Annotated in this window: 25 protein-coding genes, 5 tRNA genes and 1 rRNA gene; 23 read left to right on the top strand and 8 right to left on the bottom strand. The window is 45.4% G+C overall.

Annotated features, from left to right (window positions below; genetic code table 11):
• Positions 1-13 precede the first annotated feature (13 nt).
• Together EXM22_RS08120 and EXM22_RS08115 are read left to right on the top strand one after the other, a co-directional pair.
• Positions 14-1,147, top strand: a complete 1,134-nt coding sequence (locus tag EXM22_RS08120) for an RlpA-like double-psi beta-barrel domain-containing protein (protein ID WP_149486030.1) — start codon at positions 14-16, stop codon at positions 1,145-1,147.
• A complete protein-coding gene (locus EXM22_RS08115) occupies positions 1,144-1,923 on the top strand; it encodes a TylF/MycF/NovP-related O-methyltransferase (protein ID WP_149486029.1) in 780 nt (259 codons plus the stop codon). The genes EXM22_RS08120 and EXM22_RS08115 overlap by 4 nt, the downstream gene beginning before the upstream one ends.
• Here the strand turns inward: EXM22_RS08115 and sfsA are convergent.
• Genes sfsA through EXM22_RS08100 form a run of 3 tightly spaced genes read right to left on the bottom strand, consistent with a single transcriptional unit; the run spans position 1,909 to position 4,321 of the window.
• The gene (gene sfsA, locus EXM22_RS08110) at positions 1,909-3,051 is read right to left on the bottom strand and encodes a DNA/RNA nuclease SfsA (protein ID WP_149486028.1); all 1,143 of its coding nucleotides are present in this window, start codon (positions 3,049-3,051) and stop codon (positions 1,909-1,911) included. The two genes, EXM22_RS08115 and sfsA, sit on opposite strands and share 15 nt — an antisense overlap.
• Positions 3,052-3,055: 4 nt before the next feature.
• On the bottom strand, positions 3,056-3,577 hold the full coding sequence (locus EXM22_RS08105; RefSeq protein WP_149486027.1) for a TlpA family protein disulfide reductase: 522 nt from the start codon (positions 3,575-3,577) through the stop codon (positions 3,056-3,058).
• A gap of 39 nt (positions 3,578-3,616) precedes the next feature.
• Positions 3,617-4,321, bottom strand: coding sequence for a CPBP family intramembrane glutamic endopeptidase (locus tag EXM22_RS08100; RefSeq protein ID WP_149486026.1), 705 nt, complete (start codon positions 4,319-4,321; stop codon positions 3,617-3,619).
• A gap of 106 nt (positions 4,322-4,427) precedes the next feature.
• Here EXM22_RS08100 and EXM22_RS08095 point away from each other — a divergent pair, with 106 nt between their 5' ends.
• The 6 genes from EXM22_RS08095 to EXM22_RS08070 all read left to right on the top strand — a co-directional run bounded on the left by EXM22_RS08095 (position 4,428) and on the right by EXM22_RS08070 (position 10,894).
• Positions 4,428-5,606, top strand: coding sequence for a PilZ domain-containing protein (locus EXM22_RS08095; RefSeq protein WP_149486025.1), 1,179 nt, complete (start codon positions 4,428-4,430; stop codon positions 5,604-5,606).
• A 121-nt stretch (positions 5,607-5,727) separates the two neighbouring features.
• Positions 5,728-6,606: a hypothetical protein gene (locus EXM22_RS08090; protein WP_149486024.1), complete on the top strand. Its 879-nt coding sequence runs from the start codon at positions 5,728-5,730 to the stop codon at positions 6,604-6,606.
• Positions 6,607-6,614: 8 nt separating this feature from the next.
• A complete protein-coding gene (locus EXM22_RS08085) occupies positions 6,615-7,796 on the top strand; it encodes a hypothetical protein (protein ID WP_149486023.1) in 1,182 nt (393 codons plus the stop codon).
• An 85-nt stretch (positions 7,797-7,881) separates the two neighbouring features.
• The gene (locus EXM22_RS08080; RefSeq protein WP_149486022.1) at positions 7,882-9,417 is read left to right on the top strand and encodes a ComEC/Rec2 family competence protein; all 1,536 of its coding nucleotides are present in this window, start codon (positions 7,882-7,884) and stop codon (positions 9,415-9,417) included.
• Complete coding sequence (gene rsmA / locus EXM22_RS08075) at positions 9,305-10,201, top strand: 16S rRNA (adenine(1518)-N(6)/adenine(1519)-N(6))-dimethyltransferase RsmA (RefSeq protein WP_149486021.1); 897 nt, start codon at positions 9,305-9,307, stop codon at positions 10,199-10,201. Before EXM22_RS08080 ends, rsmA begins: the two co-directional genes overlap by 113 nt.
• A gap of 57 nt (positions 10,202-10,258) precedes the next feature.
• Complete coding sequence (locus EXM22_RS08070) at positions 10,259-10,894, top strand: class I SAM-dependent methyltransferase (RefSeq protein ID WP_149486020.1); 636 nt, start codon at positions 10,259-10,261, stop codon at positions 10,892-10,894.
• Positions 10,895-10,907: 13 nt separating this feature from the next.
• Here the strand turns inward: EXM22_RS08070 and dapA are convergent, their stop codons facing one another.
• From dapA to pta, 3 genes are all read right to left on the bottom strand, one after another.
• Entirely contained in the window at positions 10,908-11,783 is an 876-nt protein-coding gene (gene dapA / locus EXM22_RS08065) for a 4-hydroxy-tetrahydrodipicolinate synthase (RefSeq protein ID WP_149486019.1), read from the bottom strand.
• Positions 11,784-11,907: 124 nt separating this feature from the next.
• Positions 11,908-12,654 carry a 4-hydroxy-tetrahydrodipicolinate reductase gene (gene dapB / locus EXM22_RS08060; protein WP_149486018.1) on the bottom strand — a complete coding sequence of 249 codons (747 nt, stop codon included), beginning with the start codon at positions 12,652-12,654 and terminating at the stop codon, positions 11,908-11,910.
• Positions 12,655-12,661: 7 nt separating this feature from the next.
• Positions 12,662-13,660, bottom strand: a complete 999-nt coding sequence (gene pta, locus EXM22_RS08055) for a phosphate acetyltransferase (RefSeq protein ID WP_149486017.1) — start codon at positions 13,658-13,660, stop codon at positions 12,662-12,664.
• Between the two features lie 215 nt (positions 13,661-13,875).
• On the opposite strand from pta, the gene EXM22_RS08050 reads away from it, so the two are divergent.
• From EXM22_RS08050 to EXM22_RS07990, 13 genes are all read left to right on the top strand, one after another.
• On the top strand, positions 13,876-14,646 hold the full coding sequence (locus tag EXM22_RS08050) for a prephenate dehydrogenase/arogenate dehydrogenase family protein (protein WP_149486016.1): 771 nt from the start codon (positions 13,876-13,878) through the stop codon (positions 14,644-14,646).
• Positions 14,618-14,989, top strand: a complete 372-nt coding sequence (locus EXM22_RS08045; RefSeq protein ID WP_149486015.1) for a bactofilin family protein — start codon at positions 14,618-14,620, stop codon at positions 14,987-14,989. The genes EXM22_RS08050 and EXM22_RS08045 overlap by 29 nt, the downstream gene beginning before the upstream one ends.
• On the top strand, positions 14,979-15,614 hold the full coding sequence (locus EXM22_RS08040) for a tetratricopeptide repeat protein (protein WP_246157091.1): 636 nt from the start codon (positions 14,979-14,981) through the stop codon (positions 15,612-15,614). The genes EXM22_RS08045 and EXM22_RS08040 overlap by 11 nt, the downstream gene beginning before the upstream one ends.
• A 15-nt stretch (positions 15,615-15,629) precedes the next feature.
• On the top strand, positions 15,630-16,961 hold the full coding sequence (mtaB, locus tag EXM22_RS08035; protein WP_149486014.1) for a tRNA (N(6)-L-threonylcarbamoyladenosine(37)-C(2))-methylthiotransferase MtaB: 1,332 nt from the start codon (positions 15,630-15,632) through the stop codon (positions 16,959-16,961).
• A 155-nt stretch (positions 16,962-17,116) separates the two neighbouring features.
• On the top strand, positions 17,117-17,977 hold the full coding sequence (locus EXM22_RS08030) for a hypothetical protein (protein ID WP_149486013.1): 861 nt from the start codon (positions 17,117-17,119) through the stop codon (positions 17,975-17,977).
• Between the two features lie 10 nt (positions 17,978-17,987).
• Positions 17,988-19,172 carry a hypothetical protein gene (locus EXM22_RS08025; protein WP_149486012.1) on the top strand — a complete coding sequence of 395 codons (1,185 nt, stop codon included), beginning with the start codon at positions 17,988-17,990 and terminating at the stop codon, positions 19,170-19,172.
• Between the two features lie 307 nt (positions 19,173-19,479).
• Positions 19,480-19,552, top strand: a tRNA-Lys gene (locus EXM22_RS08020).
• 25 nt (positions 19,553-19,577) lie between these two features.
• Positions 19,578-19,649 (top strand) — tRNA-Glu (locus tag EXM22_RS08015).
• Between the two features lie 3 nt (positions 19,650-19,652).
• A tRNA-Lys gene (locus EXM22_RS08010) sits at positions 19,653-19,725 on the top strand.
• Between the two features lie 25 nt (positions 19,726-19,750).
• Positions 19,751-19,822 (top strand) — tRNA-Glu (locus EXM22_RS08005).
• 308 nt (positions 19,823-20,130) lie between these two features.
• Positions 20,131-20,934 (top strand): hypothetical protein, encoded by an 804-nt coding sequence (locus EXM22_RS08000; RefSeq protein WP_168203410.1) that lies wholly within the window; start codon positions 20,131-20,133, stop codon positions 20,932-20,934.
• Between the two features lie 93 nt (positions 20,935-21,027).
• Positions 21,028-22,098, top strand: coding sequence for a uracil phosphoribosyltransferase (locus tag EXM22_RS07995; RefSeq protein ID WP_149486010.1), 1,071 nt, complete (start codon positions 21,028-21,030; stop codon positions 22,096-22,098).
• On the top strand, positions 22,073-23,041 hold the full coding sequence (locus tag EXM22_RS07990) for a tetratricopeptide repeat protein (RefSeq protein ID WP_149486009.1): 969 nt from the start codon (positions 22,073-22,075) through the stop codon (positions 23,039-23,041). The genes EXM22_RS07995 and EXM22_RS07990 overlap by 26 nt, the downstream gene beginning before the upstream one ends.
• A 66-nt stretch (positions 23,042-23,107) precedes the next feature.
• On the opposite strand, the gene EXM22_RS07985 is transcribed toward EXM22_RS07990, so the two are convergent.
• The gene (locus tag EXM22_RS07985; protein ID WP_149486008.1) at positions 23,108-23,734 is read right to left on the bottom strand and encodes an adenylate kinase; all 627 of its coding nucleotides are present in this window, start codon (positions 23,732-23,734) and stop codon (positions 23,108-23,110) included.
• Entirely contained in the window at positions 23,731-23,961 is a 231-nt protein-coding gene (locus tag EXM22_RS07980; RefSeq protein ID WP_149486007.1) for a DUF6076 domain-containing protein, read from the bottom strand. The genes EXM22_RS07985 and EXM22_RS07980 overlap by 4 nt, the downstream gene beginning before the upstream one ends.
• Positions 23,962-24,504: 543 nt before the next feature.
• On the opposite strand from EXM22_RS07980, the gene EXM22_RS07975 reads away from it, so the two are divergent.
• Positions 24,505-26,046, top strand: a 16S ribosomal RNA gene (locus EXM22_RS07975).
• Positions 26,047-26,225: 179 nt separating this feature from the next.
• Positions 26,226-26,299: transfer RNA gene (locus EXM22_RS07970), tRNA-Ile, on the top strand.
• Positions 26,300-26,313 lie beyond the last annotated feature (14 nt).

Below are 26,313 nucleotides of genomic sequence, written 5' to 3'. Positions count from 1 at the left end.
AAGGAGATATGAAATGGTAAATCAATTCAAGATGAATAACAAACGAGACATACGAGCATCCGGGATCGGTTTTCTACTGATCCTTTTTGCCTTCTTGATACTCCCAGTGGGAACAGTTCCTGTTTATGCCCAGCCGGTATGGTCAGGAAATGCTTCTGTGGATGCCTCAGAATTTGTAAACTTTATGGAAGATTTTCCCCTTTCGGGTGCTTCCAGTTCTTTTCCGAGGAATACAGTCATTCGCGTGAAAAATCCTCAAAATGACAAAACCGTAGAACTGACAATTGTGAAACGGGCGCCCAGGCCGGGTGTTTTTCTTGTTCTCAGTGATGAGGCGGGAAAGGCTCTGGATATTCCAGAGGGCCAGGTCGTTTCTGTTCAGGTCCAGGTTGTCCCATCCGAAGAGGTCAGCGATTATGACGAGTTTAGCAGCATTGACCCCGATATTAATCCTTCTGTAACGGTTCCTGTGGTAACAGAACCCTCTCTTGTGGATGTTCCGGTCCTAGCGGATGATGACGTGGCAGATGCCGAAGAGGTTCTGGCCGATGGGGGGGCTCTAGGCACACCCGATTTATTTGGAGATGAACCCGTTCCGGTGCCTGTTCCCGTGGAAACCATTGGAAGCGAAAAAGAAGAAGAGGAACCCGAAGAGATCCCGACAGAAGTTCATGAGGCTGTAGACCTGGTTACTCTGGAAATTCCCGAAGAGCCGGCAGCAGAGATTACCACTGAGCTTGATAAGGAAGAGAGTGTTGAAGATCTACTTCCCAAGGGAGACAATGTTATCTATTTTCTGACACCCTCAGATTTCAGACCTCCCACCGGCCCTGTTACTGTCAAAGGCGAAGAAGAGGAAATTGTCCCTGTTCTGGTAGACCGTAGTGCTTTGAAGGACTACATTGTCAATCAGTTGAATAACGGTTCCTCCTATATCCAGTTAGGCGCCTATGGCAGCACGGAAAGTGTTTATGATGAAATCATCGGCATTGAAGCCCGTTATCCCATGGTCGTCTGGACAGAACATAGGGAAGATCAGACTCTCTACAAACTTTTGATTGGCCCTCTGACCAAGGACGAAACAGGTGTCTTGACCTATCGTTTTAAGGATTCCGGATACGCCGACCTCTTTTTATACAAACCATGAAAGAACACAATCCTATTTCCAAAACCTTTTCATCCCAAAAGGAGATGGCCGATTATCTGTCTCTTCAGGGCTGGGGATGTGAATCACCTGCTACCTTCCGTATAGACATGGAAGAGGAGTTTCTAAAAATATGGGAGCTGGTCTCTCCTTACACAATGATCTCCATGGAAAGAGCTTATGCTCTTTATTCCGGCATTAAACATCTTCTGACACGCCGTATAGAAGGCGACTTTGTAGAATGTGGTGTCTGGAAGGGAGGAAGCTGCATGCTTATGGCCATGACTCTCCTATCACAAAAGGCTGAACCCCGGCCTATATGGCTGTATGATACTTTTGCGGGAATGACCGAGCCGGGGGAAGAAGACCGAATCGCCTCAACGGGAGAACCGGTGAGTGAGCGCTGGCACGAGGGATGGTGGGCCGCCGGAACTGCAATGGTGGAACAGCACCTCTCCTTAACTGGTTATCCTATGGATCTGTTTCATATTGTGCAGGGAGATGTTTGCGAGACTCTAAATAGTCAGGCTCCGGACAAGCCGGCGCTCTTAAGACTCGATACGGACTGGTATGCCTCTACGAAAAAAGAACTGGAAGTCCTCTATCCCCGCCTCTGCAAGGGAGGGCTTCTCATTATAGACGACTACGGCCATTTCAGCGGTTCCAGACAGGCCGTGGATGAATATTTTTCAGAGAGTTCGGTTCCCCCTTTTTTCCAAAGGAGTGATTATACCGGGCGTTGTGCCGTGAAAGAGGAGTCGTCTTCAGTCAAAGGCTAGGGTATGACGGTAATGAAACAGCAGATTCAGGAAATCCCTGTTCTGCTGCGGGTCCTCTTTGAAATAAAAAAGATGAGAATCGCAGTCGCAGTCGGAACATCCAAATCCTTTCACCCGGGAATCTGAAATTTCGGCTATGCCCGCCGCCAGATCACATTCCATCTTTTTTTGTGTGTAAATAGGATAGGATTTTGTCTTTTCTGAACGGTCTATCAAATAATCAACATGCCAGCGTTTGTTCTTTCTCTTCCTGAGATGCCTGCCCACCCGGGACTTTAAATTTCTTAAGGCGGAACCTGTGTATATGTACCATCCGGATTGAAATTCAATGTCTCCCAGAGCACCCACAGTCATGCGGCAGGACTTCATTTTAATGAGGATCATATAAATACCGCTATCCTGTTCCAGAGCCCCGATTTTATCGGTCAAGACGGGTACGTTCAGGCTTGAAATGCGCAGTTCTCCCTCTGGGGTGCAAGAGGCACTGACTCCGTGAAAATGAACCTTATCCCTGACCCGGTGAACCATGGCCGCAAAATCAGGGTCGGTATGAAGGTTGGGGATGAAGCGTCTGGTCTCCGGATTCATGATGACGAAAACAACGTGGGCTTCCCTGTTTCCCTCCAGTTCATAAAGCTCTTCTAGGTGCCTGGATGCTCTGATGGAAGGAGCGTCGGGAAACATGGCTGTGCCTTCTTCGATGAGGGTGCAGGCCTTTACTTCGAGGAATATCTCCTTTTCACCGGAGTAAAAATGCCAATCAAACCTGGAGGAGCCCCAGCTGAACTCCGCCTTGATGTCTCTGGCATCCGGAAATAGGCGGGGGATGATCAGATCCCCAGTGATTCCATTGGCCCTGGCAGAATAAAGGGGTACGGTCATCCCCTTGTAGATTGCGGCACTGAGGGTCCAGGCCGTTTTGCGCAGAGGGTCCTGGCTCTTTTCCAGAATCATCTCTCTACCGGGATTCATGAGCTCAATGAGCCTTCCCGGGTTGGGACAGTGCGCCCTGACAGTTTCTTTTTCAAGTTTCACCATGACAATGAACCTGTTAGGCCTGGAAACAAGTGTCCCTTTGGCATCAGGAGAAAATATTGTCATAGCTTTGGCTGCTTGTATGTTTGACATTGATCTATTCCGCTGCCAATTCTTTCAGGGTGCGGAGAATATCCGGATGTCCCCAGGGGGCATTCCCCTGAACTGAGGCAACCAGCTGTCCTTTTTTGTTCAGAATATAGGCTGCGGGTACAGTTTTAAGAATATAGGGAGCCAGAGGACCGGGTTCCGGGAAGTAGTATATCTCCAGTGTTAAATTCATTTGCTTCACAATTTTTTGAACTACAGGATAATCTTCATTGAGATTGACTGGCGCAATGAGTATATCAAGGTCCGCCAGCTCGTCTTTTAGACTCTCCAGAAGAGGAAGGTCACTGAGGCTGGAGGGGGTGATCTCCGACCAAAAATATAAGAGGGTGACTTTGTTCTGGTCCATGAGGTCAACCTGGGTGTCACCCCTATAAGCCTTGATTGAAGGTGATGTCATAGGCTGATCTGGAAAGGCGAACCCCAGGGGGGATAAACGGCTTACATCCACAGTTTCCGCCTGCAGACTCCAGATGGACATGATCAAAAGCAGTAGCATCAGTCTTTTCATAATCGGGGTCTCCCTTCAATTCTCTTCCTCATTGGCAATTCATAGATTTATATGACGCAGGAAACTGAGTAAGATCATTATAAAGTTAAATATACCATGAGCAGCAGCCAGGGAGAACAGGGATACTTTTTTTAATACTAGGACACTTAAAAAAATACCTGAAAAAAGGGCAAAACAAGCAGCAGGAATGCCTTCATAGAGATGGCCGACTGCAAAAATAAGATTGACAAGCAAAAGGGCGGGGACTCTCTCTAATCCCGATTCTTCTATCCTGAAGAAGGCGTAGCCTCGAAAGAAAAACTCCTCCATCACAGCCGCTGCAAAACAGGTGAATAAGGCGGGAAGGAGCATAATCCCTCTACTTATGAGCAGGGGTTCAGCAGGGTGTTCCATGAATCCTGCACTTAAAAGGAAGGGGATGACTAGGAAGGAGTAGAGGGCATGCATCCCTAATAAACCAGCTAAAACGATCAAACTATGTTTAACATTGATTTGAGGAGACAGTGCCGAAGTCACCACTGTTCGATTGCCCGCTACAGCTGGACGGAGTTGCATCAAATACCGGATGAGAAAAAAAACAAGCATAGACTGGAGGATGGACTGCATCATGAATGAGGGGGAGTCAAAAGGTGCTAAGGGGAGAGACTGCTGGTTTAAATAGGAGGGTAGAAAAAGGAGTATGAAAATGATAGGAAACTCCGCTCTCTCAGAAACAGGGGGTATATTAACAGTGATCTTTCTCATTTTTTCCTCTTTTTTGGACACTCATAGTTTAGCTTATCTACTATATGTTGAAAACATCTGTTCTGTGTAATTAAAAGGGATCTTACTGCCGATAAGATAGGGAGATATGAGTATTCTTTACACTCTTTTAACATTATTTATAATCGCCTCGACGATTCCCCTGTTTCTCGGTGTGAGAAAAGGCCTGACAAAGGTCAACTGGGTTGAATTTTACTCTATGGGAAAAGATGCCGGGTTCAGTTTCAAAGAGATCAACTTGCTTCGTAAGATCGCAGTTGTGAATAAACATCAAAAACCTTCGTCCCTCTTCTGGTCTGTAGATGTTCTGGATAAGTCTCTGGCGGGAATCCACAAAATGATTGAGAAAGAAAAAGACAGCGATGAACAGGAGTACCTGGAATACCTGTTGAAGAAATTATACAGCTACAGAAAGAGTGTTGAATTTCAAAAACCCCGATATAACAGAGGTTTGGAGACAACCTATGATATTGCGATTAACCAGATCCTGAAGCTTAAGGTGGATGTGCTGGGTATATATGAATGTTCTGTTCTTGAGAACAATAGAAATTATATTCTGGTTACCTATCCGAAAGGACCACCCCTCCCTGTGGGGTTCAGCTGGCGGGACAGAACATTGAATGTCTATTTCTGGCGTCGGGAAGATGCGGGATATTTCTTTCAGTCACGCATTATGGAAGGCTATCCCGACAGAGAATTTAAAACTCTCAGAATGAGTCATTCAGAAGTTGTTTTGCGCAGTCAGAAAAGAAAGTCTGTTAGAACAAGTTGCAAGCTACCCATCCAGCTCTATCCTGTCAAAAGTCTCAAGACATCAACTCAGCTGCCGGAGAGTCAGCCCGGGCTCCGTTGTATTCTTCAGGATATCTCCGAAGATGGAGCGGCCATAATGATCGGAGGTCAGGGTAAGGTCAATATGTGCTGTAAACTTCAAATGGAGCTTTTTGGTAAAGTTGCAATTTTGAGAGGTATCGTCAGAACCATTGATTATGACAGGAAAAGAAACATCTCAGTTCTTCATATTCAGGCGGAAGAACCGGATGAGCAGTCCCGTTATCTGATTCTTGCTTTTGTCTATGACATTTATCGCAATGAGCAGTCTCTGGCCGGGAACACTCTGAAACAGAACGAATCACAAGCAGAATCGAATTTGATGAATGACAATCCCGCAAATGGAGCTGTTCCAGAAGTGGAAAAAGGACCCGATGACGACCTGGAGTCCCTCGAAGCCGTCGAAGAAGAGTTACCCACTTTTGAATACGACTAATCTCCAATAAGATCCCTTTCAATCTCTCTACAATTCTTTACTTTTTCACTTTATAGTATTAAGTTAAGCCCTAGAGGCCAACTAAATCCTCATACGCTATGCATTGTAAGGAGACTTTCTCATGCGAATTATATTAAAAAAAATATGGTTTATCCCTCTGATGCTGTTCCTGTACAGTTGTTCCTCAGTACCGGTCAGTGAACAGGAGTCCGAAACCTCCCCAACGGTCCAAAGTGATGTTTTAGAAGAGAAAACTCCTGTTTGGGTTACTGTTGTAAAAGATGAGTATTTTGTTTCTCAGGAGACAATTAAATATGAAGATGGCTTTGTAGACGGGTATCGTTTATATGAATATGACGAGGATGGTAAGATTTTAACCAAATCCCAGATTGGATCTGATGAATCCGTAATTTCCGAGGAGATTTTCAGCTACAATAGTGATAGTCTTCTTATTCGAAGTGATTATATTTCCAGCGGTAAACTGGTTTCCTATTCTGAATTCACATACGATGAGAATAAAAGAGTCATAGAAGAAGCGTATTTCAATCCCAAGGGAGAGCTTTTGTCCGTATCATCCTATGAATACGACGATAAAGGGAGACGGACCAAATGGGTTTCCGGCGACAGCGGTGGAATCCCCATGATGTACACCCAGTATGAATACAAGAATAATAAACTGGTACAGATGAACTATTTTATGCCAGCAGGTGATCTTGAAGGTTATACGCAACTGGAGTATGAAGGCGACAATCTTGTCCTGGAAGCCACTTATTCTCCTACTTCAAAACTGGAAAAGAAAACAGAGTATGTTTTTCAGGAAGATCGCCTCGATCAGGCTCTTTATTACATGGGAAAAACGCTTATCAGAACAGTCAAGTATAGCTATGATCAAACCGGCAATGTCATCGAAGAGACTACTATGAACCGTCATGGAGACATCATCGATATCATTGAGAAAGAATATGTTGTTTTTACAGTTGAAAAAACTGTACTTCAGTAGGAGATATCATGATTAAGAAAATAACCGTATTCAGTGCATTTTTGTTTTTTTCAATTTCTATTTTTCCTGTATTTTCCAATTCAGCCGAAGTCTGGACCCGTTTATATAAGCGTTCTAACTCTCTGGAACAGAAAGAAATGGTCCTTCAGAATATTGTGCGTCTCAATGACCGTGCCGTTGAACCTGTGCTGATAGAAGCTCTGGAAGAAATGGTTAAAAACCAGGAAAAATTTCGTGGCGACAGGGCTTTGATGACAAAATGGGTAGATATGACAAGTATGATTGTCAAGGCCTTGGGAAACCTCAAGAGCAGAGATGCAGAAGACCTTCTCTGGTTTGTGGTCACCCATCCGGCAGATGACTCTCTATTAAAAGCCGATGCTCTTGTTGCATTGGGAGAAATAAGAGCCGTTAAATATGCTCCTGAAATCGCGACACTCTTGAGAAATCTGAATTTCAACACACAGCAGGACAATCCTACTAATGCCGAAATTGAGGCCTATGGTAGCGTTATGGCATTGCAGAAAATGAGAGATCCTGCGGGTTTTGAGCCCGTCTTTTATGCGGCTTCAGGTTGGTATTCAAGACGAACCAAGGAACTGGCTCTTGAATCGTTGAAGACCATGGCAGATGATCCGACAGAACCTATTATGAACATCATGAAGGATGCAGATTTTAAGACCAAGAAAGTGGCTCTTATGGTAGAAAAAGATTCATCAGCACCCTTAGAAAATAAGAGTAAAGTCGCTATTTTAGCTCTGACAGAAGGGCATAAGTATCAGACAAATGATAAGAATCAACAGGATGATCTCTCTAAACTCAGAGTAGAAGCTATAAAAATTCTGATTGAAAATGAGTCCAAGGATGATGCATCGGTTCCCTTGCTTAAGAAAACAATAGAGTTAGCCAAAGATGGGAATGAAATCATCTACTCATATTTCGCTCTTGGGGTGATTGGTAGTGATGCAGCTGTGGATGTCCTGACGGAAAAACTGTCTCTTTACAACCAGAGACAATCCGATGGGATTGAAGCCAGTCGTGATCAGCTGGAATACATCAAACAGATTATCAAATCCATAGGGATGTCCGGAAACAGCCGCGGGAATGCCATTTTGACGGAGGTTCAGTTCTCAAATTATACACCGGCCATCAATCGACTGGCCAAGCAGGCTCAGGAAGCCCTTCAATAAGCTTTTTATGATCTAAAGCATTGACCCCGGAATGAAAATCCGGGGTTTTTTGAATTTATACCATCAGACCTTTCGTTAAAAAGACATGCTTCGAGTATTCAAAGATCCCTGCTCAGGTCTTTTTGTGAAATGGGTCCTGTCTTTTGCTGTTGTTTACACCATTCTACAGCCCTTTCATTTGAGTATCATTTTCTACTTGCCCCTCTTCCTGCTGGGTGGATTTCTAATGACCCAGGGGAAAAAAGGACTTCTTCTCTTCCTTTGCCTCATCTCCTATCTTTGTGTATCCCAAATTCAGTACCTCCGTGGGACGGCTGTTTCCATTCCTCTGGAAACGGGTCGAATTACACTTATCTATGGCCGTCTTACCCAGGAGCCTTCCTGGGGCAGTCATGGCCGTCTTTTCCTCAATCTGGACCTGGAATCTGTCGAATCCAGGTCAGGAGTGTCTGGTGAGGCTCGGGGTGTTTTGTCGGCGACTCTCCCTGTTATGAATTCTTTCGGGTCCCGCCGATGGCTCAGGGGGGATCATCTGGTTCTTCAAGGACGTCTTATAGAGAGGACCAACCCTGAGGGCAATGAGTATTACTTTATAGGATCTGATTTACTTCAATACTGGAGCCCCCGTCCCGGTGGATGGCGGGAATTGGTGATCAGAAGGGTTCGAAGAGTTGCAGAAGGAGTCGGGAACTTGTCGGAAACTCTCTTACCCGCCCTGGTGTTGGGCTTAAAGCATCCGGACATGGATAGCAGTGCCTCCCTCTTTCGTGAAACTGGAACGGCACATATTATTGCTCTTTCAGGGTTTCATTCCGGACTTGTTGCCTTCTTGCTCTTTAGCCTTTTCCGTTTTCCCCTGGGATACAGGGGAGGGCTTATCGCCGCCGCCATCGGACTTTTGATCTTCCTGTATCTAGCAGGCCCTAAACCCTCCCTGGTGCGGTCGGTTCTGATGTATCTCCTGGTCGTGGCTGGAAAGCTGAGTTATCGAAAACCAAATCTCAGGCTGATTCTCATCTGTTCTTTTTTGATCACAGGCCTTTGGGCTCCCGAATCTCTACACAGCCTTTCGGCCCGCCTCTCCTACCTTGCCTTGTGGGGAATCTTGACTACGGGTCCCCTTCTTTATAATATTCTTAAAAGACGGGTGGGGAGTATCCTGTCTGTGGCTCTCAGTGCTTCCTTTGCCGCACAAATCTGGACACTTCCTTTGGTCTTCTCCATTTTCGGTCTCTGGTATCCTGCAGGAATACTGGCCTCTCTAGTGCTGACTCCTCTCGTCACATTTTACCTCTACTGGGGAATCTTTCTAATATTTCTCCCCGAGACATCTTTTATTATTCCCGTCATCAACGCTGTGGGAGGATTTCTGGAATCCCTTCTGCTGCTCACAGCTCTTCTGTTTCAAAAGATTCCGCCCATTACTATGAAGTATTCAAATCCGGGGCTTTTCCTGATCCTTCTCTTTCCGCTATTATTAGGCCTAACGTACAGACCTGGAGGGTTGAGTGGAAAAAGAAAATTTGGATCTGAATTACGATTCCATAACCGAGATAAAGGCTCTTCTCGATCTAATGGGTTTGGGACCACGCAAGCGCTGGGGACAGAACTTTCTGATTAATCGGGGAGCCCGGGAAAAGATTGTAAAATTTCTGGAACTTCAAGATGGTGACAGGCTCTGGGAGATCGGACCCGGTTTGGGGGCCATGACAAAAATGGTCGCTTCCGAACCCATTGATCTGACGGTTTTTGAAATTGATCCGGGATATGTGGAATACTTAAAACGGGCCATGATTGAGTATGATCGCTTCCGGATTGTTTCAGGAGATGTGATCAAAACCTGGCAGTCCGAGTGTGAACAATATGGTATTCCCCATAAGGTCTTGGGAAACCTTCCCTATAATGCCGCATCGGCCATTATTGCTTCCTTCGTCGAAAATAACATTCTTCCGTCCCGCTTGGTTTTGACTGTCCAGAGTGAAATGGGCGATAGGATGACCGCCAAAGAAGGGCAGAAGAATTATTCTTCCTTTTCCATACTCTGTCAGAGCGCCTTCCATGTGAAGGACTGCGGCGTCCTCAATCCGGGATCTTTTTATCCTGTCCCGCGGGTCTCTTCAAGGATCGTTCTTTTAACTCCTCACGGACTGTATCAGGACATGAAAGACCGCAAAATCTTTCAGGCCCTCATTCGGGATATCTTTGTCTCCAGACGAAAGACAATCAAGAATAATCTCAGTGCCATGTCTGGACAACGCTTTGCCCGTTTTGGTAAAGACCTCCTGTATCGGATTTTTGAAGAGGAAGGCATCGATCTCAGCTGGAGACCAGAAAGGATCAAGGTCAGTCAGTTTGTTTCTCTGGCAGACCGCCTGGCTGCAGTCGATCCTGAAAGGAAGGTGTGATTCTTGTCTTTATTCCGCTGTCCTGTCTGTTCTGCAGAAGGTTCAGCATATTATCAGATGGTTCAGAAACAACGTGACTTTCTCATCTGCCCCGCATGTTCTCTCCTTTATCAGGATGCTCGCAGTTTACCTTCGCCCCTAGAGGAACAATCCCGGTATGAATTGCATCGCAATGATCCTGGAGACAAGGGATATATCAAATGGCTTCAGTCTTTTATCCACCGTTCTGTCACCCCCTGGTACAAAGGGGGCAGAATCCTGGATTTTGGAAGTGGTCCTCGCTGTGTTTTGAGTGATCTTCTCAAGGAAAAGGGCTTCCCCGTTGTCTCCTACGATCCATTTTTCGCCCCGCAATGGCCTAAAGAGAAGGATTTTTCCCTTATATTGTTATGTGAAGTTCTGGAGCATATCAATGATCCGGTAAATGCCTTCAGAAGGCTGCACTCCCTGGCTTCCCAAGGGAGTCTTCTTTCTTTAAAGACACAGTTTCTGACAGCTGATCCTCTCGATCCTGAGTCTGTGACAAGCTTCAAGAAATGGTGGTACAAGGAAGACCCGACTCATATTCGATTCTACAATCCCAGGTCATTGGAAATTCTGGGAGAACGGAGCGGGTGGGAGTTGATCAGTCAGGACGGGACTTCTCTTGCAGTGTATAAAAAAACGGCTTCCCCGGAAGGAAGCCGTTCATAAGTAAGGCGTTTTTTTATATCAGACCATAATCTTTGAGGACATTCTGTATAAACTTCCTGTTTTCTTCCGACGCCTGGCAGAGGGGCAGCCGATAAACATCCTTGATCAGTCCCATGGCAGCCATGGCCGTCTTCACCGGAATCGGATTTGTTTCTACAAACATGGATTTGAACAGAGGCAGAAGGTCATAGTGAAGTTTTCTTGCCTTGTCCAGTTCGCCCTGACGCGCCGCCAGCACCAGTTCTTCCATCCGTTTGGGGATGATATTGCTGACAACGGATACGACACCGGCTCCACCCAATAGAACCAGAGGAAGAGCCAGGTTGTCATCACCTGAGAGAACATCAAAATCGGCGGGTTTCCGGCGGAGGACTTCCATCATTTGACCCAGATCTCCACTGGCTTCCTTAACAGCCACAATGTTTTCGTGTTTTGCCAGACGCATCAGAGTGTCCGTATTGATATTGACACCAGTACGGCCTTGAATATTGTAAACCATCACGGGGAGGTCAACAGCATCGGCAATGGTCATAAAATGCTGATAGAGCCCTTCTTGAGTTGGTTTGTTATAATAAGGAGAAACCTGAAGACTGGCGTTAGCTCCAATGTCCTTAGCAATTTTTGTCATGCGGATAGCTTCGTCGGTAGAGTTGGAACCAGTCCCTGCGATAACGGGAACTCGTCCGTTCACTTCCTTGACTACCATTTCTATCACGTCCATGTTTTCCTGATGTGTCACCGTGGGGCTTTCACCTGTGGTACCTACAGGAACAAGTCCGGAAATGCCTTTGTCCAGCTGAAATTTTACAATTTTTTTAAGACACTCTTTGTCAATTTCCTTCTTGTCATTAAATGGGGTAACTAGTGCCGTATAAACGCCTGCAAACATAATTTTTCTCCTCTATGCTGTCAGGGGTCCCGTAGGACAGACATTCGTATATCTGGACTACAGGGGCCCCGGTCTCGTTTCTCTGCCGGTAACAGCATCGCAGCTGAAACCGGCAGATCCTAGATCAGTCAAGTAGATCGCTGATAAAATCATCCACAGTGTATATCCCGGATTTGTCCTTTAAGAGCCATTCGGCTGCCATGACAGCCCCCAGTGCAAAGCCGCTCCGATTTCTAGCATTATGACTAATTTCAAGGCTGTCTGCAGGGGAGTCCATGGTGATGGTATGAATTCCGGGAATATGCCCGCCCCGTATGGAGGCAACATGAAGCTGTTCGGGTTTGATGGCTCCCTGGGGATTCCCAGGGAGTATTTCCTTTTTCCGATCCATATTTTTCAACACAAGATTTGCCGCTGTCAGAGCAGTCCCCGAGGGGGCATCCACTTTCTTGTTGTGATGGTATTCAGTGAGCATTATGTCATACTCTTCTACTTTGTTGATCATCTTTGACGCGGCTTCGGTTAATCTGAAAAAAAGATGAGCCCCAATGGAAAAATTAGAACCATAGAGACAGGCTCCCTTCCCGTTTTCAAAGGGCTTCAGGACCGTCTCTTTCCTATCGGTCCATCCGGTGGTGCCAATGACGGCTTTCAGATCAAACTGACTGTAAAGAGCTGTGTTTTTCTCAATGCCGAGGGGCAGGGCGAATTCAATGACCGCATCCGCTGCTGTCAAAGATTCTTCAGAGGGAGTCAATTCATCACCAAAACCGCCCGGATCAACCCGGGAAATAATCTGATGGCCCCTCTCTTGCAGAATCTTTTCGATTTCCCGGCCCATTCGGCCGTAACCCATGATAATTACTTTCATTGTCTTCCTAGTCTTCAACCTGAGTCATGGTTACTGCAATTGTATTGACTATGTCTTCTACTGAACAGCCTCTGGACAGGTCGGAGATCGGTTTCGCAAAACCCTGAAGAAAGGGACCATAGGCTCCGGCATTTCCAAATCTTTGGGCCAGTTTATAGCCGATGTTTCCAGATTGAAGATCGGGGAAAACCAGTGTGTTTGCCTTTCCGGCGACGGCAGAACCAGGTGCTTTTTTAGCCCCAACGCTCTCAACGATGGCGGCGTCAAGCTGCATTTCTCCATCAACCTTTAACTCGGGTGCTTTTTCTTGAACAATCTTTAGAGCCTCTGTCACCTTGTCCACATTGGGATGAGAAGCCGATCCTTTTGTTGAAAAAGAAAGCATGGCTGTCAATGGTTCGGTCTGTAGGAAGGTTTTACAGGAAACGGAAGACTGAATTGTGATTTCAGCCAACTGCTCTACAGTGGGGTCCGGGATGGTGGCACAATCAGAGAAAATCATGAGTCCATCTTTTCCCCATTTCTTGTCTGGGAAATCCATGACGAAGCAGGAGGAGGCGGAAGTCACACCGGGAGCTGTTTTGATAATGGTAAAACCGGCCACCAGTACTTTCCCTGTGGGATTATCTGCACCGGCTACCATGGCATCCGCATCTCCCTTCCGGACCATCATGGCTCCCCATTTTAAGTTATCTTTAATCTGTTCTCTTGCTGCTTCCAGGGTCAGTCCTTTATGTTTTCTTAGTTCGTAGTATTCCTGGGCATACCCTTCGGCCAGATCAGAAGAAGATGGGTCTAGAACGGAGATTCCTTCCAGAGATATTCCTTCGGCGGCGGCTGCAGAATTGACGGCGCTTGTCTCTCCTACCAGGTAAACTTCTGATACTATATTTTCATCCTTGATGATTCGGGCGGCTGCCATGGTTCGGGGTTCGGTCCCTTCGGGCAGAACCAGTTTTTTCTGCATTTTGACTGCTTTTGCTTTCATATTCTCAACAAATGACATAATTCTAATCTCTCCTGAAGTAGATTCCGGATCGAAGAACAGAACCACGGGTTCTCCATCGAGGCGGAAATATTTTCCTAGTACTATAAACCTTTTTTAAAAACAGGAAAAGAAGGGGGGACCCACTCAGAATGGATATGAGTGGGAAAATAAATAGGCCGGGCTGTATGTATAATTGACTTTGCAACCTTTTGTTTTTTCTGTATGATAGGTTCATGCAAATTTCTGTTTACGGTCTGGGCCGTTTTGGAGCGTTTTGGGCGTCCATATTGTCAGAATCTTTTCAAGTCAAAGGGTATTCTCGAAATCCTGACAGAATCACCCCCCCAGGGGTTCTCCGTGTGGACCTTGAGGAACTGATGGATTGTCATGTTCTATTTTTATGCAATGCCATCTCATCTATGGAACAGGTCCTTCCTGTTATCGCTCCCCTGGTTAAGCCGGGAACTCTGGTTGTGGATACCTGTTCTGTAAAGGTTTATCCTACAGATATGATGTTTAAATATTTACCCGAATCTGTAGAGATTCTGGGATCACATCCCATGTTTGGTCCCGATTCCGGGAAAAATGGTGTGGAAGGACTCCCCATTGTTTTGTGTAAAAAAAGGATCAGTGATGAACAGTATATCCTCTGGAAGGATCTGTTTCGGAATATGGGCCTTGCTGTACAAGAAATGACAGCCCACGAACATGACCGGGAAGCCGCTTATACTCAGGGAATTACCCATTTTATAGGAAGAACGCTGGATGAACTCAAGTTGCATCCCAGTTCAATGGCTACTACGGGGTATAGTGGTTTGTTGGATATTGTAAAGCAAACCTGTAACGACCCCTGGCAGCTTTTTATAGATTTACAGAAATATAACCCTTATACTTCCCGCATGCGTCAGGACCTGCACAAAGGACTTGAGAAAATGCTGGGAACATTTGATTCCATTGAAAGTTTAGGAGATCAGAATGGCCGAAATTCATTCCCGAAAGATTAAAGAACACAAGCTGGATACGGTTCTGGCAGATGATATCAGCTTTTGCGGAGAGCTGTCTTTTACCAGAGAATTGATGATTAAGGGAAAATTCGAAGGTAAAATCAATGCAAAGGGCGACCTATACATTGACGAAAATGCCGATGTTACTGCCGAGATAGGAGCCCGTTCAATCCATGTTCGCGGTAAAATCCGGGGCAATGTAAATGCCGAATCTCAGGTGGAACTCATGGGAAATGCCGAGGTCATCGGCGATATAACCGCTCCCAAAATTATCATGGAAACCGGCTGTCGTTTTGAAGGCGTTAGCAGAATGGTTCCTGCGGAGGATTCTTTTGAAAACTAAAAAATTCTATATAAGTCTGATTCTGTCTCTTTCCTTTTTGTCTCAAATGGCAGCACAGGAAAAAATTGATGCCTTGAAGCTCTATCGGCAGGGGGCCTATGAAGAATCTGTAGAAGTCTGTTTGAATGAACTTTCTGCTTATGATGACTCTCAGATCATTCCCAGAATGGATTCTTATACTGTCCTGGGGTGGGGACTCATACGTCTGGGACGCTATGAAGAAGCCGTTCGTTATGGAGAGGATGCCCTGAAGTGGTCCAGGTATGACACTAGGATTATAGAGAATTTGGGCGAAGCTCATTACTATTTGGGCAATCATGAGAAGGGATTAGACTACTTTCAGCAATATGTTTCACTCAATCCGACAGGAGACAGGATCGGTCAGGTTTATTACTACATGGGAGAAACTTATATTAGAATGGGCCTATATAATCATGCCGATATTGCCTTGTCGACCGCTGTTTATCATGTTCCCTCGGCTGCCCGCTGGTGGTCTAGGCTCGGTTATGCCCGGGAAGGAGCAGAGAAAGTAAAAACAGCGGAGCTTGCTTATAATCAGGCTTTGATTTTGCAGTCCACCCTGGAGGAAGCCCGTAAAGGACTGGAACGTATTCGTCAAAACTGACGGTTAGGAGATACAATGAAAGCCGCCTTTTTTACTCTCGGATGCAAACTGAATCAGTGCGAAACCGAGGCACTTGCGGATTCATTTGAAAAGCAGGGATTTCATATTACCGAGTTTTCCGATGCGTCCGATGTTTATGTCGTTAATACATGTACGGTGACCTCGAAGAGTGAACAGAAAGCCCGGCGGGTTATTCGTAAGGTCAGTCGGGATTTTCCAGATTCTCTCGTGCTGGTTACAGGCTGTTATGCACAGCTTGAACCGGAATTGATTGGAGAATTGGGTGATAATGTTCTCTCTGTCCCCTTGGATCAAAAAGATCTGATTATGGATATGGCAGCCTACCTGGCCAGTGGACAAGCTGATGGCCTGGATCTCTATAAACACGCCGGATTCTGGCTTGAGACTCAAGCTCCCGGGATCGAGGGGTCCCAAAGCCGTTTTCGCTTTTCGGCGGCGGATTTTAATTTTCACGCCAGAGCATTCTTGAAAATTCAGGATGGCTGTGACCATCGATGCGCCTATTGCCGTGTTTGCCTTGCCAGGGGGAAATCAGTCAGTCTGGATAGTTCTGTCCTGCTTGAGCGCTTGAAAGAACTTGAAGCAAAGGGTTACAGGGAAGTCGTTCTTACAGGAGTGAATATAGACTCATATTCTGATGGTGAAATGGACCTTTCTGATCTGCTTGAAACCATTCTGGATCAAACCGAAGGCTTTCGTATAAGGCTGTCTTCTCTTGAACCGGAGACCCTTCTCAGTCGGGATCTTTCTATTCTGTCCCATCCCAGAATCTGTCCTCATTTTCATGTTTCTGCTCAGTCCTGCAGCAATTCTGTCCTGGAGAGAATGAATCGCCCCTATCGGTCCGAATCTGTGAAGAATGCCGTTGAGAGACTGAGAGAGTTGAAAGATCATCCATTTATCGCAGCCGATATTATTTGTGGGTTTCCTGGAGAGACTGATGAGGAACACAGAGAGACTGTGGCAGCCTTAGAACAGCTTAATTTCTCAAGAATCCATGTCTTTCCTTTTTCTCCCCGTCCCGGTACGGCAGCCTGGAGTATGAAGCCGGCTATTCCCGAGAGAATCACTGGTGAACGAACAGGGGACATTCGAAAAATATCCAAAAGTTCATATGGTCAATATCTGAATGACCAAAATGGGAAACAGCTGAAAGTCTTACTGGAAGAACAGAGCAGCTCCGGAGGGCAGCAGTATTGGGAAGGAACTTCTGAAAATTATCTGAGAGTCCGTATTCCCTATGATATGGATCTCCAGAGGGGTTCAATTCTCCTTTGTCGTGTCCGTCGTTTGGAGCAGCAGATCCTTTATGCCACTGTCGAGTAGGTGGGGTTCTTCATACTATTTGTTGGAATATAAGCAATATTGAGGTATCTTTTAGATTGGACTCTTTCATCATTTGTGGTTATTTTATTCAATTATTGCATTTCATTGGTGTGAAGACCGATATAAATTTAAAAATCGTCTCTTAGGAGGAACTAGTGGATAAGAGGTCTTTAACGGGTTTAATCCTGGTTCTTATATTTATTTTAGGCAGTTGTAATCCCTTTACAACGAATCTTTACAGTAGGTTTGATGTTTTTGAAAATCCTGACCTCACTGATGCGGATGCGGTCCTCGAGGCGAGTGATGAGCCTCAGTTTTATGAAAATCTGGCCAATGACCCAGAAGCGAAAGCTCAGGTTCTGGAGACCCTGGCAGAAGTATATAATGATCCAGATGCTTCGGATGAGAAACAGCAGGAAGCGGCTTTGATGTCGGCTGATGTATATCTAAAGACATCTGATACCCAGGCTGTTATGAGCAATCTGAATTCTCTGGTAAGCGATGCAGTTTCGGGGGAAGACGTTTTTTCAGGTGAGAGCGAAAGCGATGGTCCTGAAGTTTTTTACAGGTCTATTTTTGGTGAACCTCCAACGGATGTGGCCCAAGCCACATATAAGGCAGCTGTCATCATCAGGCTTACTGCTTTCAGGGATTCGGCAGTCCCATTACAGGTCTATGGTGAAAAGCTGGAAGAGACCAATTCCAGTCCTCCTGATACAAATGATGGTGACAATGCTACCAAGGCCCTAATGGCCGGCATGACAAGGACTCTCCTTTATTATATAGATGAGTCTACGGCGGAGGATAAACTGGATATCCTTGCCGAGTATTTATCCACACCAGAAGATTCGGATGGAAATGTTCTTCCTGCCATCACTTATGTGGGAGGAATGCCTGAATATGAAGGTCCTAATGATATGCTTCTGGATCCGGATGATCCTACAAATCCTGCAAAAGATGGTCTTCAAACCGTAGTCTCCTTTGGCGGTCTTGATCTTGATTCATTCTTTGAATAAGGGGACGAAAATGAAAAAAATAATTTTAACCATTCAATTGATATTGATGACATCTGGAATTTTATTCGCTAAAGACAGGTATTATTCCCCAGCCTTTACCTGGAACAGTCCGGAAATCCAGGGGCAGGGAGGATCATTCATAGCCAATGGAAGTGGGTATAGCTCCCTATTGGTGAATCCTGCATCCTTTGAGAAGTCCGGTGAAAAAATAAATAAAGAGGGTGAAATTGTCCAAAAAGGAGAAGTGACGCTTCTTTCCTTGGGAAGCGCCTACGCGGGAGATGCCTTTTCCTTTATGAGTGAAAGCAGAACTACTGATAAGGGAGTTCTTGAACTGATATTGGATCAAGTGACCTCCGGAGGTCTTGGAGGGTCTTTCCAGGCTGGTGGAGCTTATGTGGGCCGTCGTTTTGGGGTAGGTCTGATGACTATCGCAGAACTTGATGCCCCTGCAGTGGAAACCACTCTGGGGGTTACGGCCGACCTCATTTGGACTACAGGGCTCGTGGCGGGATACGCTTATCCTTTTGAGTTGGGACAGGTTAAACTGGTTGTAGGCTCAGATCTCAGGCCTATGTACCGCTTCACCGCCAAAGACATTAACATCGATGCCCTGACTTCGAGTGCGAGCTCTGATTCAGATGGAGATATCAGTTTTTCCGATGTGACTGCCCTGGGAGGAGTTGGAGTCGCCTTTGATCTGGGGGCCGATCTTTACTGGAGGGATTTGATTGCCAGCGTCACAATGAGAGACATTGGTAATACAAGATACTTCTATGAACCGGTGAGCAGTGCTTTAGGGATGGAATTTTCGGATGAAGAGGTTGATGATATTTATATAACACCCTGGACCCTGAACTTCGGTGTTTCCTACAACCCGATTATGGGGCAGCTGAATAAATATCTGGATATGACAGTTCATGGTAGTTTTACACAGCCATTGATACGGGAAGACAGCCTTTATGGGTACAAGACACAGTCCTTTTGGACACGTTTGGATCTTGGAACCGAAGTGGTGTTGTTGTCGTCTGTGGCATTGAGAGCCGGTGTACAGGGAGGCTATTTTACAGCTGGTTTTGGACTGGATCTCTTTTTTGTTGAAATCAGCGGTGCCCTCTATGCGGAAGAAACGGGTTCTCACGCCGGAGATCAGCCAAAACTGGGTGGTTCTATGGAGCTTGCCATACGTTATTGATTTCAAAGACCCTGAATACAACAGTTCTTCGGGGTTCTTTTTTTCCTGATAAACATCCCTTTTTTGTGCTGAAAAAGGTCTTTTCTTCCCTCGCTCCTGGATGGAGAAACTAAGAGCCTCCACATGGTATTAGGCATCCTTAAAGATCGGGAATGCCGAGATGCTCTGATATGTAATTCCCAATATGGTATAGAATTAAGAATTGATATGTTGGCATTAAATTCTCCCTAATTGAAATAAAATATAGAATTTAACAAATGATTATTGACACTTTCAGCTCCATTAGGTATATTACCACTCGTTCTACGGGCCGCTAGCTCAGCTGGCAGAGCAACGCCCTTTTAAGGCGTGGGTCACTGGTTCGAACCCAGTGCGGCTCATTGGCCAACTGAATAAACAATTTTTGTCTCCATCGTCTAGGGGTTAGGACACCGGGTTTTCATCCCGGCAACGGGGGTTCGATTCCCCCTGGAGATGTACGGGCCGCTAGCTCAGCTGGCAGAGCAACGCCCTTTTAAGGCGTGGGTCACTGGTTCGAACCCAGTGCGGCTCATCCGATTTGTTTAGTTGGTTATTTTGTCTCCATCGTCTAGGGGTTAGGACACCGGGTTTTCATCCCGGCAACGGGGGTTCGATTCCCCCTGGAGATGCTTCTTGAAGAGGACAGCTTAGGCTGTCCTCTTTTTTTGTTATAACTTACGGTCCATACGCATCGATCCAAATTGAATTCATAACGAAGAGGAGAAGGCCCGCTGTATCCTAAAATCCTGCGTGAGGGATAGGGTGTTCTCAAGGAAAGAGGAAATTGGCTAAAGGAGAATATGAATTCACATTTAAATAGCATATTCCTATCCTCGCTGACTGGAAAATAAACTCAAATATTCTTAATATATAATCATATTTAAAGAGCTGTTCTTTATTGAACCATATAGGCTCTAATATAAATTCAGGAGTTTTTATGTTTTTTAATATGAAGAAAATTGTATTCTCCCTGACTCTCGTTTTGGCGTCTGTATCTTTTGTTTCTGCCCAATCTTCGGTGAAGGGGATGAATGCCCAAGGGATTACCGGTGTTATTCTGACACCTACTGCCAGAGTCGGTTGGGAGAAGAGTGACTTCGGATTAGACTTCACTTATTCTATGATGAGCCGGAATGATCAGGCTCACATACCCGCGGTGACTCTCAGTCTCTATCGGAAGGCAGAAATTGCTCTGGCCTACGATGTCGAAAATACTGATGACGACAACGGTTATAGCAATGTTTTGCTGGGTGGCAAGTATCAGTTGTACAATGAAGGCGGTACTTCCCTGGCTGTGGGCGGAAACTTTGAGACTGTCACAGGGGACAGATACGACGATTTCGATAATGATAAGAAGAACAGTTCCTCTATTTACCTTGTTACGACCTACGGTGGTGACTTTTTCAAGCTTCCCGCTGTCACGACCATGCTTTTCGGCTGGCAGGTTCAAAGGGCAGGAGAGGTCACATCCAATTTAAACTACTCCATGGGATTCGAATTGGGTCTTTTTCCTGAGACATTTCAAAATTATGTGTACTGGATTAGTGATTTTTCAAACTATTCCTACGCTGTTTATCAGGATAAGATCAGTGAAAACCGCGGGATCTTTAATACGGGAGTCAGGATCGATCCCTTGAAATCCAGCGAATATAAATTTGTTATTAATCTTTTGGGAACAGACCTTATGGATGAAGATCAGCGCGGAATTATGCTGAATGCCACATTCGGTATGTCTTTTTGACCTGATCCAGCATAAGAAATGAAGCCGCCTGCTTTTTCCGGGCGGCTTTTTTGTGTATAATAGGCATAATTCAAATGCAACAAGGAACTGAAGATGGATAAAAAAGTAATACTCAAAGCAGAAGATCTGAATGGTTATTTGACCGATGATGATCATAAGAATATTAATGAAATGAACAGGTTTTATGGTCAGGCTATCGAATCTTTCCGGTCTCTTTCAGTGGCTGAGGGGAATTCTTCGGTTATTAAAAAGGAAACGGATAAAATAATTAAGCTCTATGACATCATGGGCGACTTCATGAAGGAAATTACATCTAAAGAAGAGTCTATCAGGGTCTATTCCTTTGAGACTCCCCAGATTAAGCATGGGGAAGTTTCCAGATTGATAGCCAAGCTCAGAGATCAAAGAACACCCCATGATGAATTTGTATATTATGTGCAAAGAGCCTATGAACTCCTATTCAATTTAGCCTATGACAGTGGCGACACAAAAAGCAAAAACCATCTGATTGTCAAAACTCCTGTGACAGTTCCTGTTCAAAATTACGCGGTGCATAAGATTCCGGATGTGGACGATGCTATTTCTAACTCCGTCATGTGCGTTATGCTGCGGGGGGCACTCCTTCCTTCCATGATTCTCAGTAAGGAAATACAGGAGTATTCTTCAACAGGTTATGTGACACCCTTTGCTCTGTTTAAAATAAAGAGAGATGATTCAAGGATGAAACATAATATGGAATACATCCTTGACCTGGAAAAATCATTTTTTAACCCGGAAGATCTCCATGATAAAGATCTGATTTTTGCCGATCCCATGAATGCTACCGGTGGTAGTTTGGTTACCATTGTTAAATATATATTGGAACTGGGAGTGAAACCCCGTTCAATCCGTTTTTTAAATGTTATATCCGCTTTGAAAGGAACTCTGCAGATCATCCGGTCTATTGAAGATATTACCTGTTACACTCTGTGGATGGATCCTGTTCTGAATGATGCTGCTTATATTCTTCCCGGGCTGGGAGATGCCGGAGACAGGCTGAACGGGAAAGACTTAGATGATTATCCTAGGAATATGATCCAGCTGATTGCAGACTACGGAACCACATTGGCAAATCTATATAGATCACAGGTAAGGACTATTGAGCAGACAATTCTGGGCATTTAATGGACTTCTGATCCTTATCGCATCTCTCTTATCGTGTCAGACCACGGTCTCAAAGGTCGATCTGTCCAGAGATTACTACAATATTGGAAATGCTTATTCCGACCTTGGAGAGTATGTTAAGGCTGCCGAGTATTTTGAGAGGGCCTTAGTTCTGAATCCTGATCTAAATCAGGCTGCTTTTAATCTGGCACGGACTAACCTTGAAACTGAAAACTATGAAACCGCTCTGACTCTCCTGGAAGATCTGGAGGCGGAGGATTCAGAAAATTTGATTGTTCTGGAAATGCTGGGTTATGCCTGGTATAAGAGGGGTGACGAAGAGAAGGCCGGAGAGTATTACAGGCGAAGCCTGAGTATCAATCCTGCCCATGTGCGATCTCTATATAACTTGAGTCTCCTTGAAAAACGGAACAAGAACTGGGGCATGTCCCGTTATTATCTCGAAAACCTGTTAAAGCTGGAAGACAAAAAGGAGTATCGGGTACTCATCGCAGAATTGGCAGCCGCCGAAGAAGAGTATGACTTGGCCCTGGACTATTACGAAGATCTTGTTTTGGAGTATGACGGAGATACTGTCGTCTATGGGGCAATGAAAGATCTGTATTTGAAAACTGAGATGTATTATAAGGCCTTGGAAATGCTCGATCTTCTAATTGAATCTGAACCGGAGGATTCTCTTTTAAAAGATTATTATTTTGAAAAGGGCAATATCGAAATTCTATACCTTGATGACATCATACTCGGACAGGATCACCTAATTCAGGCACTTGATGCTGGTTATTCAGATAAAGAGACATTAGATGCACTCGTATCCGCCATTGATCTTCCTTATAAAGGGGAATTTGAAAAAATCATTAAAGATCACCTTAAAGAGGAAGAGGTCCAGGGAGATGATGAGACAGATTCTGATGGTGAGGAAGAGGAGCCGATAACAGAAGGATAAGAGTCACTTCTTGTGATTTATTGAAGTTATCAAAAAAGAAAACCGCCGGTTAACCGGCGGTTTTTATTATTTTAGAATAGCCTTTAAGTCTTCAAAGACTTTGTCAGGATGCTGGCTGCTGTCAACATTCACAAGGCTACCCTCATTTTTGTAGAAGCTGATAAGGGGTTCCGTTGACTCTCCGTATACAGAGAGTCGGTTCTTTATCGCATCGATCTGGTCATCGGCTCGGGTGTAGAGTTCGCCGCCACACTTATCACAGATTCCATCTTTGCTGGGAGGAATGAACTCGATATGATAACTCTCTCCACAGGACTTACATACCCTGCGACCAGATAGTCTCCGGATGACTTCATCTTCTGTGATGGTAAAGTTGACTACCGAATCTATGGCACTGAACTCTTTCAGGGCTTTGGCCTGGTAAAGAGTGCGAGGAAATCCATCGAGTATAAAACCATTGGTAGCATCTGGCTGTTGTAATCTTTCTTTTACAATTGAGGTGGTTAACTCGTCGGGAACAAGGTTGCCCGCATCGAGTATGGATTTTACCTGCTTACCAAGGTCTGTTTCATTCTTAATAGCGGCTCTGAAAAGATCTCCGGTTGAGATATGGGGGATCTTAAAATGTTCTTTTGCCCGGAAAGCCATGGTTCCTTTACCAGCCCCCGGAGGGCCTAAAAATATCAAATTCATTCTTTCTCTCCTGGTGTATAAGTTTTTTCAGCATTTTGACAGCTTGTTGAACAGAACATCTGCTCCTGATCATCTGTTAGTATAAAATATTTACCGCAGTGAGGACATCGTCTGAATTGATCGGCACAATCTTCACAGCAAAATTGCCCTACGATCATAATCGCTTCAGGGCAGTATCGCCCGCAGTTAATACATTTCTTATATATAGCAGTATCATTTTGTTCCATGAAAAATAATATCCAATTAAAGACTGACGGTCAATGTTCGCGTCAAAGGCTTGTTTAATTGAGAGCTATACTTTCTCTTGAATAAATAATCCTTCTAAATTGATTGTGGTAAAGAGAATATTAGTAATGGGGTGATCAGCTTTGTTTTTTTTGAAATATTGTGTTGACAAAAAAAGGGTATTAACGGTATATTCACGGAGCGTTCGGGTTAACAAGCCACGGACCAACGGAACTGAAGTGCTTTGCTGAACAAGCGAACTGCTTTTTAAATGTTCTTTTACAAAGGAATTAGAGAAGGGAAATTGAAGTATTTGACGAGAGTCAAGCACTGGTAGTACGAAAATAGAATCGTGCCAAAAGCCTTATGGTTTAGGTACGGTCCGAACGTTAGTTTTCTTTTAAGCACAGTGGGTTTTTCCGAAAGGGGAGGCGCACTGCATAAAGGGACTCTGACTCACTTTAAGGCAGATCAGGATGAATACATTCGCTAGGATCTGTTTTAAGGCATTGATAGAAAATTATCCACTTCGGTGGATAAACTATATCATGGAGAGTTTGATCCTGGCTCAGAACGAACGCTGGCGGCGCGTTTTAAGCATGCAAGTCGAACGGTAGGGAAGTGCTTGCACTTCCTGAGAGTGGCGAACGGGTGAGTAACGCGTAGGTGATCTACCTTTTAGTTGGGGATAGCTCATGGAAACATGGGGTAATACCGAATGATCTCTACGATCTTGTTTGTAGAGCAAAGGGGCGTTTGCCTCGCTGAAAGATGAGCCTGCGTATGATTAGCTAGTTGGTAAGGTAATGGCTTACCAAGGCGACGATCATTAGCCGGCCTGAGAGGGTGACCGGCCACATTGGGACTGAGACACGGCCCAGACTCCTACGGGAGGCAGCAGCTAAGAATCTTCCGCAATGGACGAAAGTCTGACGGAGCGACGCCGCGTGTGCGAAGAATGTCGAGAGATTGTAAAGCACTTTTATATGTGAGGAATAATAGTATCAGGAAATGGGTATTAGATGACGTTAGCATATGAATAAGCTCCGGCCAATTACGTGCCAGCAGCCGCGGTAACACGTAAGGAGCGAGCGTTGTTCGGAATTATTGGGCGTAAAGGGCATGTAGGCGGTTACGTAAGTCCGATGTGAAAGCACACTGCTTAACAGTGATGTTGCGTTGGAAACTGTGTGACTAGAATCCGAGAGGGGTAAGTGGAATTCCTAGTGTAGGGGTGAAATCTGTTGATATTAGGAAGAACACCAGAGGCGAAGGCGACTTGCTGGCTCTGGATTGACGCTGAGGTGCGAAAGCGTAGGTAGCGAACAGGATTAGATACCCTGGTAGTCTACGCCGTAAACGATGTACACTTGGTGTCTGGAACATGAGTTCTAGGTGCCGTAGCTAACGCGTTAAGTGTACCGCCTGGGGAGTATGCCGGCAACGGTGAAACTCAAAGGAATTGACGGGGGCCCGCACAAGCGGTGGAGCATGTGGTTTAATTCGATGATACGCGAGAAACCTTACCAGGGCTTGACATATACAGGACGGCATTAGAGATAGTGTTTCTTCTTCGGAAGTCTGTATACAGGTGCTGCATGGTTGTCGTCAGCTCGTGCCGTGAGGTGTTGGGTTAAGTCCCGCAACGAGCGCAACCCCTATTGTATGTTACCATCATTAAGTTGGGGACTCATGCAAGACTGCCGGTGACAAACCGGAGGAAGGTGGGGATGACGTCAAATCATCATGGCCCTTATGTCCTGGGCTACACACGTGCTACAATGGCCAGTACAGAGTGATGCGAATCCGCGAGGTGGAGCAAAACGCTTAAAGCTGGTCTCAGTTCGGATTGGAGTCTGAAACTCGACTCCATGAAGGTGGAATCGCTAGTAATCGCGCATCAGCATGGCGCGGTGAATACGTTCCCGGGCCTTGTACACACCGCCCGTCACACCACCCGAGTCGGGGGTACCCGAAGTCAGTAGACTAACCAGCAATGGAGGTCGCTGCCGAAGGTATGCTCGGTAAGGGGGGTGAAGTCGTAACAAGGTAGCCGTACCGGAAGGTGCGGCTGGATCACCTCCTTTCTACGAGAAAGGTATTAAGTCTTGTGTTTTGTACACACAAGCAGTTAGTCATCATTTTCACGAGTGATGCTCGTATGAATCAGTGTTGCGTTCACGGCCCTTGGTCTGTGGTACGCAACATGCTTGGCCCTCGTTAAATACTTCTAATTTCCCTATAAAGCTTTAATTCCCAGTTTAAAGGGCCTTTAGCTCAGTTGGTTAGAGCGCACGCCTGATAAGCGTGAGGTCACTAGTTCAAATCTAGTAAGGCCCAAAGCAGTTTTGTTG

The organism is Oceanispirochaeta crateris (assembly GCF_008329965.1).
GTDB lineage: Bacteria > Spirochaetota > Spirochaetia > DSM-2461 > DSM-2461 > Oceanispirochaeta > Oceanispirochaeta crateris.
Note: the sequence above shows the minus strand (reverse complement) of the source record. Positions and strands in the feature narration are given on the sequence as shown.